Origin of the sequence: Bacteroides sp. ET336, assembly GCF_024733815.1 — a bacterium.
Taxonomy (GTDB): domain Bacteria; phylum Bacteroidota; class Bacteroidia; order Bacteroidales; family Bacteroidaceae; genus Phocaeicola; species Phocaeicola cellulolyticus.
In genome coordinates this window covers 471522-486973 of sequence record NZ_JANRHK010000001.1, presented here as the reverse complement: position 1 = coordinate 486973, position 15452 = coordinate 471522, and the positions used below count along the sequence as shown (strand labels likewise).

The following is a 15452-nucleotide window of genomic DNA, read 5'->3' as shown; positions in this document are numbered from 1 at the left end:
ATTATGCTGAAAAAAGGAATATACGAACATATTATTAATAACGAGATAAGGGGAGAAATTAAACAATCAGAAGCAGAAAATCTGGTTTGTTTGAAAAATGATATTGATACTGCAGAATCTCCTAAGATATTGGCTGATTATTTGGCAAAGGTGATTCGTAATAAACTGGAAGAAATAGAGGATCAACAAGACCGTGTAAATATGATAAACAAAATTTTATCAGAAGCCGGTTTATTGGAAGAAATGCAGATAGTCGATTATGAGAATCTATTGACTGAAGTTATGACGCATCAGCAGTATCTTTTTCAAAGCCAAAGTAGATCGCAAACAATTAGACCGATTAGTGGTTTTCGTGTGAGTAATCTTTTTACTGGTGGTGGAAGTGCATTATCATTGGGAGAAGAAATTCGTCGGGAGATAGCCAGTGCTGATGAAATCTGTTTTATAGTTTCTTTTTTGAAAGTTTCAGGGATACGTATTTTAATGGACGACTTGAAGAAATTTACTCAAAAAGAAGGAAGTCGTTTAAGAATTATCACTACTACTTACTGCGGAGTTACTCAGTCTAAAGCAATTGAACAACTGTTAGAACTTCCCAATACAGAGATTCGTATTTCTTATAATACAGATATAGAACGTCTTCATGCTAAGTCATATATATTTTTAAGAAATTCTGGCATGAATACGGCATATATAGGTTCATCAAACTTATCTAAATCAGCCCAGACTGATGGTTTGGAATGGAATATTCGTGTAACAAATATAGAAAATCCACACATAATCAAGACGGCTTTAGCTACTTTTGATATGTATTGGAACAGTCCAAATTTTGAAGATATTAGAATTGGAGGTATAGATAAATTTAATAAAGAGATAAACCGTAATTTATTTAGAAACCGTAGCGAAGAGAATGTATATCACCGTTTTACATTACTTCCACATCAGAAGCAGATTCTAGATAAGCTTAGTGTAGAAAGAGACGAAAATCATAACTATAGAAATCTTATAGTCGCAGCTACCGGTACTGGAAAAACAGTCATCTCAGCCTTTGATTATCAAAATTTTGTAAGGACACATTCGCGTAGCCGTATTTTGTTTACGGCACACAGAGAGGAAATCCTTTGTCAGGCATTGAATACTTACAGGAGTGTTTTGAGAGATACAAACTTTGGCTCTTTGTGGGTTGGAGGATATCGTCCGCAGAATGAAGATGAATACGAAAATTTATTTGTCTCCATTTCAATGTTCAACTCAAAATATGATGAATTTTTCTCTTTACTTAATAAAGATTATTACGATTACATAGTCATAGATGAGGCTCATCATAGTCAGGCTGATAGTTATAGGAAATTATTAACTCACTTTAATCCACAAATATTAATCGGCCTTACAGCTACCCCTGAGCGTATGGATGGTCGTGATTTGCGTCCTGATTTCGGAGGACATATCAGCGCTGAGATACGTCTTCCCCAAGCTTTGCAGGCAGGATTGTTGACCCCATTCCAGTATTTATGTATAACCGACAATACAGATCTTTCTGATGATTCATTGTGGAGTGGAAATAAATATAACGTGGAAAGATTGTCTGACAGGTTATGTAATAAAGAGCGTGTAGGCAGAATAGTAGATGCATTACATAAATACTTGGCTGATGAATATACATGTCGTGCACTTTGTTTTTGTGTAAACAAGAAACATGCGGAATTTATGGCTAAGCAATTATCTCTATATGGTTTTAACGCACATAGTCTTACTTCAGATACCCCCAATGATGTACGTAGAAAACTGACGAAAGATTTGCGTGAAGGGAATATTCACTATTTATGTGTTGTTGATGTTTTCAATGAAGGTATTGATATTCCAGAAGTGGATACTGTGCTATTCTTGCGTCCTACGGATAGTTTAACAATATTCTTACAGCAGTTGGGACGAGGATTACGTCTGTCTGTAGGCAAGACAGAGCTTACAGTACTGGATTTTGTGGCACAGGTAAATCGTAAATATGATTTTGCTAGTCGCTTCAGAGCTTTGACACTTAATTCTGATAAAAACATAAGGAAGCAGATAGAAGATGGTTTTACAATGCTGCCTAATGGGTGTAGCATTATTATGGAGAAATTGGCTCGTCAATATGTTTTGAATAATATTCAAAGTGCAATTTACAATAAGACGAGAATAATACGTGAAATAAACAGTTATAGCGAAATCATACCGACAATCTCACAATTTCTTGATAATAATGGCCAGGACATTCGTATATTATATCAAGGTTCAAATTGTTGGACATCATTAAAACGTGCTGCTGGAAAGATTAACTATATTGATGATCATATAACTAAACGTTTGGAGAAAGGAGTTTCAAATTTGATACATCACAATACGGCTAACTTCCTGCATTTTGTTCAAAGATTCGTAAATGGTAACAGCGAGTTTCTTAAAGAAGAAAATGAAACTTATGCATTAATGTTATATTATGCTTTGTTTTCTGATAGGTTGGATAAATCAGGCTTTAATAGCATATATGAAGCACTTTCTTTACTCCAAACGGATAAATACAAGTACTTCAATCAGGAGATAAAAGAAATAGCATCTTATTTGCTGGAACATTTACAAATAAAGACTATTCCGTTGCAGAACCTGTTCTGTCCACAAATGGAGGTATATGGCTGCTATACACGTGAGGAGGTTTTTATGTTGGTTGGACGTCAGACTGCGATAAAGAGAATGCAAGGTACAGCAACCGGAGCTTTTCATTTGCCGGAGCATAATGCCTCTTTGTTATTTGTAACTTTGAATAAATCTGATAAAGATTTTTCTCCGACCACACAATACGATGATTATGTAATAAATGAGAATCTGTTTCATTGGCAATCTTGGAATTTTGACTCTCATCAGAATGATGGAGGAAAACGATATACCCACCAAATGGAAACCCAACGTAAAATTTTACTGTTCGTTCGTGAAAACAAGAAAGACGGCTATGGTAATACCAGTCCTTTTCACTGTTTTGGTTTAGTTAATTATGTATCCTCTCATGGAGATTTTCCAATGAATGTAACATGGAGATTGGAGGAACCAGTTATGCCATATTTTGTAAAAGCAATATAAAAACAAAAAACTCTGTATAACCCATTGGAACTATACAGAGTTTCTTAATATTATCTTCAGTTGTTATAACTAAAATTACTTGACTACCTCAAAATTCATCGTTTTGACTTTCAGTTAAGTGTCCTGCCTCTGAACAGTTACGTTTTCTTTCCGTAGCTTGTATCCGATTCAGCAGCCATAGATATTTGTGCAGATTGACTTTCAAGCGCATTCAAGCGTTCCTTCAACTTTGTATTTCGTTTCAGCACCGACAAATTACGTATAGCAAAGCTCAATGCTTTTTTTGTACCTACCAGCACACAGATTTTTTTAGCACGTGTAATTCCGGTATAAATCAGATTGCGCTGGAGCATTACATAGTGAGTCATCAGCACAGGCATTACTACAATGGGATACTCGGAGCCTTGCGACTTATGGATGGTAGTAGCATAAGCTAGTGTCAGCTCGTCCAGTTCAGAGACATCATATTCCACCGTTCTTCCGTCGAAGCAGACAAACAATGTTCTGTCTTCCATATCTACTCTCTCTATATAGCCCAAATCACCGTTGAAAACCTCTTTATCATAATTATTACGCAGCTGCATTACACGGTCTCCTTGACGGAATGAATATCCACTGCGGTTCAATGACACCTGCCCCGGGTTCAAGACAGTCTGTAACGCCATGTTCAGGTTGGCGGCCCCCACTACCCCTCTCTGCATGGGTGTAAGGACCTGTATATCGCTTGTCGGACGCTTATACGCATTAGGCAGACGCTCCTTCACCAACTTCACGATTGTATCTACTGCCTGTTCCGGATCTTCCTGTTGGATAAAGAAAAAATCAGTGTTTTTACCGTTGCTTGTATCAGGGAATACACCTTTATTTATGGCATGCGCACTCATGACGATACGGCTTTCCTGTGCCTGGCGGAAAATACGTGTCAGACGGATGACGGGTATTCTCTTGCTGTCGATGATGTCACGCAGCACGTTTCCGGCACCAACGCTTGGCAACTGGTCGATGTCGCCTACCAATACCAGACGCATACCTGCCGGAATTGCCTTCATCAGATTGTTCATCAGCAGGAGGTCTATCATTGAACATTCATCTACAATGAGCGCATCTCCTTCCAAAGGATTATCATCATTACGTTTATATCCATCTTTAGGATTATACTCCAACAGACGGTGGATGGTCTTGGCCTCCATCCCGGTAGCCTCACTCATGCGCTTGGCTGCACGACCGGTCGGCGCTGCGAGCAGAATGCGTAGGCCCATAGCTTTCAAGGCCGCTATAATACCTTGTGTGGTAGTAGTCTTTCCTGTTCCGGGACCTCCTGTAAGCACCATAACTTTAGAAGATACAGCCTCACGAATGGCTTCTGCCTGCACTTCGTCGTACTCTACACCAGTTTGTTTTGATATAACTGAAATATCAGGAATTATATTGAACAGACTGCCTTCCACACAGTCCAGCAATTTGTTCAGGCGATTCGCTGTACCGACTTCGGCATAATAGAACGGTGGCATATATATGGCTTCGGCATCAGCTATGAGGTCTTCACTCTGCAGCATCTCGGATATAGCCTGACGAACGGGAGTCTCATCGGCATCCAGAAGTTCAATTGCAGATTTTACAAGCTGCTCTTCCTCGGCATAGACATTGCCTTCCTCAGCCATATGGCTCAGTGTGTATGTGACTCCACTTTTCAGTCTGCGCAGGTCATTCTTCTCATAACCCATTTTAGAGGCAATAGTGTCGGCTGTCTTGAAACCTATTCCCCAAATATCATCTGCCAGTTTATATGGATTGGTTTTCACTGTGTCGATACTCTCCTTGCCATATTGTCTGTAAATTTTTGCGGCATAAGCGGTACTCACTCCATATCCCTGCAGGAAGAGCATTACATTCTTAATATCCTTCTGTTTTTCCCAGCTTTCAGCTATTTTCTCTACTCGTTTCTGACCTATTCCCGGCACTTCATAGAGGCGTTCTATATCTGTCTCTATGATTTCGATAGTATCAAGACCGAAACGGTTCACGATGAGCTGTGCAAACTTAGGTCCGATACCTTTCACCAGTCCGCTTCCCAGATACTTTTCTATGCCGTAAAGAGTGGCAGGCATCACCTCTTCCCATGTCTGAGCCACGAACTGGCTGCCATAGCGTTTGTCAACCTTCCAGTCGCCCTCACACAAAAGCACACTCCCTGCCGGTACCTCCAGGAGATTTCCAACCAGAGTAACCAGTTCATCATAACCTTTTACCTTAACCCTCATCACCGAATATCCGTTCTCAGGATTCTGGTATGTGATACGTTCTACTACACAGCGCAGTTTTTGCATTTCCGTTTCTCTTATTATACTTACAATACTTCAGGATTCTTATGAATTCCACTACTATAACACAAAAATAGAGGTTATTTCAAAAAGATGCAACATTTTTCAACTTGCAGAAAAAAGTAATAAAGAAACTAAATCAAAAATATTAACTGATAAATATTTGAATTTTAACAGGAATATTCAAATAGCAAATATTTATAATCTCACATATTATTTTTACTTTTGAAGCTGTATTAAAAAAGAGTTTCCACCATGACCAAAAATAACCTACTTACAGAACAACTGAGATATACAGGCGAGAACATATGTCCTACCAAAATAAATCTGTGTTCTTATAAGAAAGACTCCATCACGTATCACAAGGATATAGAACTAGAGCATCTTCAGGAATTAATGAACGAGGACGAAATAAACTGGATACAGATTACCGGTATGCAGGATACTGATAAAATAAAAAATATATGCCAGATGTTCTGCATCGATTTTCTGACTACTCAGGATATCCTTAATCCGGAACACCTCACAAAAGTGGAAGAACACGATGATTACAATGTAATAATCATCAAGCTCCTGACGATGAACAAGGATAGAGATTATGAATCGATGCAACTATGTATCATTCAAGGCAAATCATATGTTCTCACATTCGTTGAAAAAGAAACAGATTTCTTCAATGAGATTATTTCCGCTCTGAACAAAAACACATTGAAGATCCGTCACCGCCAGTCGGACTATCTGCTAAGTGTAATACTGAACAGCTCCATGGCAAACTTCATGTCAGTACTCACAACCATGGAAGATGAGCTGGAGGATATGGAAGAAGCTTTAATCGTGCCTCACAATCCGGACGCACCGGGAATAGAGAATATACAGAAATACAGAAGAAACTATCGTATCATAAAGAAATGTATCTTCCCGATGAAGGAACACATCAACAAACTGTTTCATGCCGACAACGAACTGCTGAACGAACAGCAACGTCCGTTCTTCAACGATGTGAACGACCACCTGCAATTCGTACTTCAGACAATGGAAAGCTGTCGTGACCTTATAACAGCCATCGTTGACCTATACATTTCAAGAAACGACCAACGTCTGAACGACATAATGAAACAGCTCACCATCGTTTCCACTATCTTCATCCCTCTGACATTCCTTGCCGGAATATGGGGAATGAACTTCGAATGGATGCCCGAACTGCACTGGGAATACGGATACCTTTTCGCATGGGCACTGATGCTGACTATGGGTATCTCACTTTTCTTCTTTTTCAGACACAAAAAATGGTAACAGACTATGCGTAAACAGGAATTATACAATAAGGTTATAGAATATTTTGAGAAGGCAATGCCGGTGGCAGAGACCGAGCTACATTACTCAAACCCTTTTGAACTGCTCATTGCAGTGATACTTAGCGCGCAATGTACGGACAAGCGTGTGAACATGATAACTCCACCGTTGTTTCACGACTTCCCTACTCCGGAAGCCCTTGCCGCAAGCACTCCCGAAGTGATATTCGAATATATCCGCAGTGTGAGCTACCCCAACAATAAGGCCAAGCACCTCGTCGGAATGGCAAAGATGCTCGTAAGCGAATATAACAGCACTGTGCCGGATACACTGGAAAAACTTGTGAAACTACCTGGTGTGGGCCGCAAGACCGCCAATGTAATACAAAGCGTGGTATTCAATAAAGCAGCAATGGCAGTAGATACACATGTGTTCCGCGTGAGCCACAGAATCGGTCTGGTACCGAAATCATGCACCACTCCGCTTGCCACTGAGAATTATCTGATGAAATATATTCCAAAGGATATTGTTCCTAAAGCTCATCACTGGCTGATACTGCACGGAAGATATGTCTGCATTGCACGTTCGCCTAAATGTTCGGAATGTGGATTAAACGGAATATGTAAAGAATCCCTTAAAGTCAAACCTGAATAAATTATTCATATCAACATAAAAACATAACTCAAACAAGAAATAATATTACACCATGAAAAAATTAAATCTTTTATTATCGGCCTTATTTATAAGTCTGACTTGTTCCGCTCAGGAATCATTATGGGGTGGACAGAACATCACTTCGCCTGAAATACACCCGAACAATACCGTAACTTTCCGTTTTCATGCACCCAAAGCTGTTCAGGTAAAGGTTACAGGCGACTTCCTGCCTACTGTAAAAATGGATACTCAGTTCGGCAAGGTAGATGCACCGGGAGACGCCGAGCTGAAAGAAGGCAAGAACGGTGTTTGGGAATATACCACTCCACAACCTCTGGCTTCAGAGCTTTACAATTATTCGTTCATAGTTGACGGTCTGAAAGTGACAGATCCGAACAATGTATATGTGAGCCGCGATGTAGCATCCGTTTTCAATATATTCATAGTAAAGGGAGAGCCTGGCGACTTGTACAGTGTAAACAAGGTTCCTCACGGAACGGTAACGAAACGCTGGTATCACAGCGACGCCTTAGGCTATGACCGCCGACTGACAGTCTATACCCCTGCAGGCTATGAAAACAGCACCAAGCGCTATCCTGTGCTTTATCTGCTTCACGGTATGGGTGGCGATGAAGATGCCTGGACCACCCTTGGAAGGACTACACAGATAATGGATAACCTTATAGCTCAGGGAAAGGCAGAACCTATGATAGTAGTTATGCCAAACGGAAATGTAGATCAGGAAGCTGCTCCTGGAGAATCGTCTTTAGGAATGTACAAACCGACAATGAATCTTCCAAGAACAATGGAAGGCACCATGGAGACTACCTTCCCTGAAATAATGAAATTCATCGAAAATAATTACAGGGTTGAGAATAAAAAATCCAGACGTGCCATAGCCGGCCTTTCAATGGGTGGATATCATTCTCTTCATATTTCCAAAGAATATCCGGACAAATTCGATTATGTAGGTCTTTTCTCTGCAGCAATACTTCCCGATAAGGAAAAAGATTCAGATATCTATAAAAACATGGAAGAAAAACTGGCTAAACAGTTCAGCAAAGCCCCTAAACTTTACTGGATTGCAATTGGAAAGACAGACTTCCTGTATAATGCCAACGTGGAGTACAGAAAGCTGCTTGACAAACACAACTACAAATATGTGTATAGAGAAAGCGACGGCGGACACATCTGGCGCAACTGGAGAATATATCTGTCTGAATTTGCTACAATGATTTTCAAATAATAATTCCAGGACTAGCATGATTGGTTTTTTAAAGAAAAACATTGCCGTAATACTGTTTATAGTATTGTCATTGATTTTTGGAGGATGCATCGGATATTCATTAATAATTTTTTTCGGCAAGGAACAAGGTTTTGTTTCTCTTATAACAAATCTGTTGCTTTCATTCCTGATAATGATTGTATGTATCTTCATGCAGATAATAATACATGAAACGGGACATCTTACTGTAGCTCTGATGCGCGGATGGAAATTCATTTCCTTTATGGCATTCGGTTTTATACTGACCAAGCGTGACGGGCACTACAGACTCTCTACCATGAAACTTGCGGGTGCCGGAGGGCAATGCCTTCTGCTCCCACCCGAAAATGGAGACTCGGATTTCGGGATTATGCTTTACAATCTTGGAGGCGTAATATTCAATCTGATGTTTTCCGTCATTAGCGGGATATTGTTGTGGACATGCCACGAATCGCTAAACCCATATCTGAATATATTCCTGATGCTGTTTTCTGGTGTAGGGATATGCTTTTTTCTGGTAAACGGTATTCCTTCCACTTTCTCAGGTATCCCTAACGACGGTTACAATATATTGCGACTCAGAGAAGACAAGTTCTCCACACAGGTGTTTCTGGATTCACTCCGTTTTCTGGCAAAAACACAAAGCGGTAAAAGACCTCACGAAGCTATGGAAGAGTATTATTCTGACAATAAACGGCTTGACATGTCGTCTCCGTTTCATGTCTGCGCCCTTACCATGGATCTGGCTGTGGCACTTGACAGACTGGACTTCGATAAAGCACATAATCTGATAGCCTTAGCCGAAGAAAGATGGAATGAAATAATTCAGATATACAAAAACGAAATAGCTATGGAACGTCTGTTCCTCAATCTGATAGACAATGGTGATAAAAGCAAAATCGAAGAGGCTATCAATGACAAAAATATTATGATTTACTTGAACCAGAATGCCACATTCCGACCTTCTGCATTAAGAATCCAATATGCCATTGCCCTGATTTATGATAAAGACCGTGAAAAGGCAGACAAGATTATGGAACGTTTCAATACAATTTCCGAGAGTTATTATAACATTGGAGATACCTTATGCGAGAAAGCTCTCATGAAATACACTTCCGTACTTTATAGTGATATAAGCAAACAGTAAATTTTATTCCTTTATAAAAAGCGAAAAAGAGCAACCGAAGCCCTGAGACCTTGGTTGCTCTTTACGTTTATATCAGAATATGACAACTCCTACAGACAATGCCGAGAACTCCGGACCATACGTAGTGTCAAGCACCTTACATGGGCTATACTTTACATAGAACCCTAAAGTATTGAAACCGAATGAAGCCTGAATATCAACTGTCACTGGAGTCTGATGAATATTATCATCCGTCAGTTTAAACTTTTCTCCATTCAGCTTGTAGCGTGTCTTCATACTGGCATGCGTATTGAAATTGATAATCGGCCCGAAACTAAAGCTGAAATTATTTTTCGTTTGATGAGTAAACATAACAGGAAAAGACCAACTGAATACCTTGATACGTGAAAACTGAATATCTGCACCTTCAGGATAAGCGCCGATAGACATATCATTTCCAGGATCTTTTATAAAGCGCTGCTTGCCCGTCATACGGTAATTGCGCCAACTGCAAGCCACTCCGATAGAAAGAGAAGTCCTTGTTTTCCAAGGATAATATTCCCAACCAAATGAAGGAGTAGTAATTTCCCATGAAGAACCCATGGTTACATCCATATTGTCGGGAGCTCCCTGAACTGTGGAAAGTCCTATTTTGAAGTCCTTGACCACAAATGCATTCCGTTTACGTTTCTGTTCTTCTGTATGCTTTCTGAACGGGATATTGAAATCCCAGTCACTGTTACGTTCTTTTGTAACCGAAACATCCGAAGGGGATATTTCCACCTCACGGACATAACGGAAATCCGGATTGTCTTTCTTTCCGTCAATTTCTACCTTCATGCGGTTGTTTGACTCTGTTATTGTTACCCTATCAGGGTTATCAATACTCATTACATTCTCAACCTTCAATGAGTCTTTACTTTCAGCATACCCGCCTGCCGCAATCAGCAATGTTGCTACAAGCAAAATCATTTTCTTCATATCTTTATAATGTTTTATTTGTTTCTTCCTATTTAAACATCTGTTTCAGTTCTTCCAGGGTAACCTGTCCTTCCATATATACCACCGTAACTTCCGGTTTCTTTGTACCGTCAGAAACCACAGAGGTATTTCTGTAGAACAGATATCGGTAACTTTCATCCTGTGGCGGGAAACAATAGAAACCATAATACAACTGTGTACCAATTTTCCCAACTTCCTTGTCAACAGCCGTTTCCGCATCCTTTACAACAAGTGCCTCTATCTCATCCGACAATGCCGGAGCATCTGTTACTGTCAGACTACGGAAAAGCGTCAGATGATATTTCTTCAGTTCCTTACCTTTGATAAGAACCTCTACCGCCCTCTTGTCATACTTGAAGCGACCGTCGAACAAGGTTTCCACATGCATGCCCTTCTGTGCCGACATAGGCAGCACAGCCAGCATGGTAATTCCCAGTATAATCAATCGTCTTATCATATCTCATTATTTTTTAGTTTTCAACTGATGTTCCAATTGTCTGAAAGATGTCCGACAATTGTTCCTGAACTGTTTCCTGTGGCAAATCATGTCGCACTTTATCGATGGATTTCATAGCCTCCGAAAAAACTATTTCCTTATCAGTGTAACGCTCACCGTTGATATAGGCCACACAGACGTTAGTCCTTTCTGCCACCTGCCATACAGCAGTCAAGGCCAACACACCCGTAATAGCTGCGGCTGCCGCATAATATCTCAACCGTACTCTACGCGTACGCTGCCTGTTATGTATTGCACGTCCTGTAGCGACAAATCCCATAACGGCACGAACTTCGTCGAACTCCTTCCCTTGCGAAGCCGGTGTGGCGAGAAAACGTGCCAATGCTTCTTCTTCAACATCTGTTGTCTGGGCTTCAAAGTAGCGTTCCGCCAACTCTTTCCACTGCTGATAAGTTCGTTCGTTTTCTTTCATCGTTCCATCTGTTTTAAATAACAATCCCTGATTTCTTTTCTTGCTCTCGACAGTTGCATCCGCACAGCCGGTTCCTGCATTCCGAGTATTTCAGCTATTTCATCATACTTTTTTCCTTCATACTCTTTCATCCGTAAAATCTGTTGTTGCAGAGGTGTCAGCCTTAGCTCAATGATACGTTCCAACATGCGGAAACGCTCTTCTCTTTCAATACTCTCATCCGCCTGGTCACAAACGGATTCATCCCTGTTCTCATCCAACTCTACAGTAGGAATATTGTTCCTCTTGCGCAGTGTGTCAATACACAGATTTTTCACCGTCACTACCGTAAGTGCTTCTGCTTCTTCGCGCGAACCGATCTGGTCAGCATGTCGCCACAACCGGAAGAAAGCCTCCTGAAGTGCATCGTCGGCATCCTCCTTATTGGGGAGGAAACGCATTGCAAGCCTGAGAAAATTCTTCCTCAGTTCTGTAAAAGTCAATGTCAGTGTTTCTTTACTCATGCTTTTTATCGGGTCCGTACTATTCGTTTTCAAAAAGGTAAACGTAAAGATATTGGTTTTGTAACAGAGAAGATGGAAAAAAATAATAAGTATTTAAATAAATCACTTATTCAAATACTTATTAGAATGTCTTAAGTATATTTTTACTTAATTTCAAGTAAAATATAAAGATACAATTAAATCCAACTGTTTGGATATTTCATCAAATCGTTGGTTCAAATCAAGGGTTTTAACAAGAAATCGGTTTTTACCTATAACAACATCAAGTTCAGGAACCGTTTCCTCTTCCGTTTTTGCGTACAACAACATGCCCGAAACATTACCGGAATTATCACAATCCTTATTCTTAACATAAGTAAAAATCTGATACATATTTCCAGAATGAATAGTAGATTTACCAAACTGGGTTTGAGTCATACTACCATAATACTTGGTGTCAATTATAAGTATCTTATCTCCATTATGTAATGATATATCTGTTTTCATTGAAGGCAAAAAATCAACAACAGCGCTTTCTGTATCATAAATATCCCATTCAACCATATCCGAATTTGCCTTCAAATATTTGTGATGCTTACGGTAATACTCCAACACAAAACGTTCAAAAAGCTTGTTCATGTGTTCATCAGTAAATGTAGCCATCTTAAACTCGCCTTTCTGAGTTGTCATCAAAACTCCATCAACAATAAAATAGCATATATTCATCAGCATCCTGTAATTCTGATTATTACGCTGAAATTTCAGTAATTTCCATTTTACTGTCATCAGATTTAACTCATGAACATTTCCAAAAAATGGCAAAATAGAACGCAAGCCTTTTTTATATTTATGACGTAAACTGTTATTCCTAATCAATAAAAGTATTGTACTTTTTATTATCTGATTGAAGATATTATCCTCTGACAACTCATCATAATCACATCCCAACAGACTTTTATGTTGTATCATACAGTTGATAGTATCTTCAATATCCAAACGTCCTTTCAACACAGGTAATATTTCATGACAATTTACATATTCTTTATATAGTCCTTGTTTCAGCTGCAACGAAACACCTTTATACAGAATTTCAGCAAATAATTCCAATATCTGCTCGAAATCCTCCTTTGCAATATCATCATAGTTGTTCTTACGTAATTCCTGAAAAGCATAAGTCAACATATAATAAATATTGCGAATCAATATGCCTTTGTCCTTAATCATTCAATGCTGATTTTAATTTTTCAGACCATTCATTAACTTTATTCTTATCATCGAACCAATATTCTTCAAGCATTGGAATGATGTCATACTCTACCACTCCCCTTAAAAAATCATCAGTAACATCCACAGGATTTTTAAAACATAAATAGCTGTGACCTATTTCAAATCCGCTTCCTAAAGAATCATCCTCTATTATCTTTTTATTAAGTTCTATTATCTTCCTGACAAGTTTATCGAGTTTGGGATTCGTTACCGATGAACATTTCTCCTTAAAACCTTCTGTTTCAAATCCTGGTTTGATATTAAAGAAACTGAATCTTCGGCGAAGAGCATAATCTATCATAGCTAGACTTCTGTCGGCTGTGTTCATCATACCTATTATATATAGATTTTCCGGGACATAGAACTTTTCACCTGTATAAGCCAGTGTCATCTTATTCTTTTCGCCACGATAATCTTTTTCAATAAGCATAAGCAGTTCACCGAAAATCTTTGACAGATTACCTCTATTTATTTCATCAATTATAAAGAAGTAGTCCTTATCCTTATTATTCTTTGCAAGGGTGCAAAAATCATAGAAGATTCCTTTTCGAAGAATAAACTTATCTTCTACAGGTCTGTATCCCATTATAAAATCTTCATACGAATAATTTTGGTGAAACTGTATGAAGCATATACGACTGTCATCTTTAACTCCCATAACAGAATAGGCCAATCTTTTAGCGCTGAACGTCTTTCCCACACCTGGCGCCCCTTGTAGAATTACATTCTTCTTTACTTTCAACTGGTGAGATAGTCTATCGTAATCCTTTTCATCCATGAATACTTCATTAAGGAAATCCGATTTACTGTATTTCTCCAAAGACACAACATCCGGCAACTTATTGCTTTCTCTGATAAGATCAATGATAATCTCATATTCAGCACAAGTCAATTTAAAGAAACTACCATTAGGATTAACAAGGAATTCCATATTTCTCAGTTCCGCTATTTCCTTAATAGTAGAAAAGTCTATAGGTGAAGATAATGTCTCTGTTTTCCTGAACATTATCTTTTCTCCATCATTGGCTTTTGCCACTTCGGCAAGTCCTAAAATCTGTTTTGTAGGATTTGATTCATAACATACTACAATATCACCTTCCTTGGCATCAATAAAATTCTGATAAATACGTCGCTTGTTGCCGTTATCATTAAATAAAGTATAGTCCTGAATCTCTCCAACTACCCATTCAGACATACTCCAGACCTTAGGGTTGGCATTAAGCCACCAATAGTTTTTGTTTTTTATGGGTACGGGAACAGATTCCATCACTTTATAATTATCAACATTAAAAATCTTCTTATTCTCACTTTTGCCAGCTATTGAGAACTTTATAGGCTTACTAATGGAATATACAAAATCGACTGTAGCAGTTTTCATATAGTGATCAGGATAACAATCACTTGTCATTACGTTTTTAAGCATATGACGCAAATCAGAATCGTACATCAACATTTCGGATATTTCATCATACAACTTATATACCATAATAACAGCTTCCGCTTTCTTGGCAAACAATTCTTTCCCATTAATTTCTTTGAATATTTTTTTCGCAACAGCCGGCTTGTATATATAATATTTATCAGGGAAACGAAGCCATAAATATATACTTATCACAGTATAACTCTGAAAATGATTTTTATTTCCATCAATATCCCATTTTGAATGAATATACTTAATTCCTTCTATAAATGACTCTATTCGTATAACCAAGTCTTGACTTTCATCATACAACATTTTAAACAACAAACGTACTTCTTCAGGATAAGATTCCGCATAGCTTCTTATCATTTTGCCTGGAAAATTATTCATGAATGCCAATAAATTCCTTGTTCTTAATAAAGACGATTTTAACATTGAAGAAAAATCCTTAGCATCAATATCCCAATTATCCTGGAAGCACTTTACAGCCTTCCATTTGTATATCTCATATGGTATCGTATCATTAAATTTTTCTTTGTACTCGTGTATTAGTTCTTTCAACTTTAAATTATTCATAGTATTGATAT

General features: G+C 38.6%; 12 protein-coding genes. 5 read left to right on the top strand and 7 right to left on the bottom strand.

The genetic code is table 11. The annotated features are described in order from the left end of the window. Positions 1–3 precede the first annotated feature (3 nt). Positions 4–3108, top strand: a complete 3105-nt coding sequence (locus NW213_RS02365) for a DUF3427 domain-containing protein (RefSeq protein WP_258321724.1) — start codon at positions 4–6, stop codon at positions 3106–3108. A 137-nt stretch (positions 3109–3245) separates the two neighbouring features. Here NW213_RS02365 and NW213_RS02360 read toward each other — a convergent pair whose 3' ends face one another. Then, positions 3246–5435 carry an ATP-dependent RecD-like DNA helicase gene (locus tag NW213_RS02360; protein ID WP_258321723.1) on the bottom strand — a complete coding sequence of 730 codons (2190 nt, stop codon included), beginning with the start codon at positions 5433–5435 and terminating at the stop codon, positions 3246–3248. A gap of 249 nt (positions 5436–5684) precedes the next feature. Here NW213_RS02360 and corA point away from each other — a divergent pair, with 249 nt between their 5' ends. From corA to NW213_RS02340, 4 genes are read left to right on the top strand one after another with little or no spacing between them, the layout of a single operon-like run. Beyond that, complete coding sequence (gene corA, locus NW213_RS02355; protein WP_258321722.1) at positions 5685–6722, top strand: magnesium/cobalt transporter CorA; 1038 nt, start codon at positions 5685–5687, stop codon at positions 6720–6722. Positions 6723–6728: 6 nt separating this feature from the next. Continuing rightward, complete coding sequence (nth, locus tag NW213_RS02350; RefSeq protein WP_154044580.1) at positions 6729–7376, top strand: endonuclease III; 648 nt, start codon at positions 6729–6731, stop codon at positions 7374–7376. Positions 7377–7428: 52 nt separating this feature from the next. Beyond that, on the top strand, positions 7429–8622 hold the full coding sequence (locus NW213_RS02345) for an esterase (RefSeq protein WP_258321721.1): 1194 nt from the start codon (positions 7429–7431) through the stop codon (positions 8620–8622). 16 nt (positions 8623–8638) lie between these two features. Next, positions 8639–9787, top strand: a complete 1149-nt coding sequence (locus NW213_RS02340) for a site-2 protease family protein (protein WP_204392667.1) — start codon at positions 8639–8641, stop codon at positions 9785–9787. 72 nt (positions 9788–9859) lie between these two features. Here NW213_RS02340 and NW213_RS02335 read toward each other — a convergent pair whose 3' ends face one another. The 6 genes from NW213_RS02335 to NW213_RS02310 form a co-directional block, all read right to left on the bottom strand. Beyond that, entirely contained in the window at positions 9860–10747 is an 888-nt protein-coding gene (locus NW213_RS02335) for a hypothetical protein (RefSeq protein WP_235339204.1), read from the bottom strand. A gap of 28 nt (positions 10748–10775) precedes the next feature. Continuing rightward, positions 10776–11225 (bottom strand): DUF6108 family protein, encoded by a 450-nt coding sequence (locus tag NW213_RS02330; RefSeq protein WP_235339203.1) that lies wholly within the window; start codon positions 11223–11225, stop codon positions 10776–10778. Positions 11226–11238: 13 nt separating this feature from the next. Then, positions 11239–11697, bottom strand: a complete 459-nt coding sequence (locus NW213_RS02325) for a hypothetical protein (protein ID WP_258321720.1) — start codon at positions 11695–11697, stop codon at positions 11239–11241. Continuing rightward, positions 11694–12200 (bottom strand): RNA polymerase sigma factor, encoded by a 507-nt coding sequence (locus NW213_RS02320; protein WP_258321719.1) that lies wholly within the window; start codon positions 12198–12200, stop codon positions 11694–11696. Before NW213_RS02320 ends, NW213_RS02325 begins: the two co-directional genes overlap by 4 nt. A gap of 153 nt (positions 12201–12353) precedes the next feature. Beyond that, positions 12354–13403 (bottom strand): 5-methylcytosine-specific restriction endonuclease system specificity protein McrC, encoded by a 1050-nt coding sequence (gene mcrC / locus NW213_RS02315; RefSeq protein WP_258321718.1) that lies wholly within the window; start codon positions 13401–13403, stop codon positions 12354–12356. After that, positions 13396–15441: an AAA family ATPase gene (locus tag NW213_RS02310; RefSeq protein WP_258321717.1), complete on the bottom strand. Its 2046-nt coding sequence runs from the start codon at positions 15439–15441 to the stop codon at positions 13396–13398. Before NW213_RS02310 ends, mcrC begins: the two co-directional genes overlap by 8 nt. Positions 15442–15452: the final 11 nt, after the last annotated feature.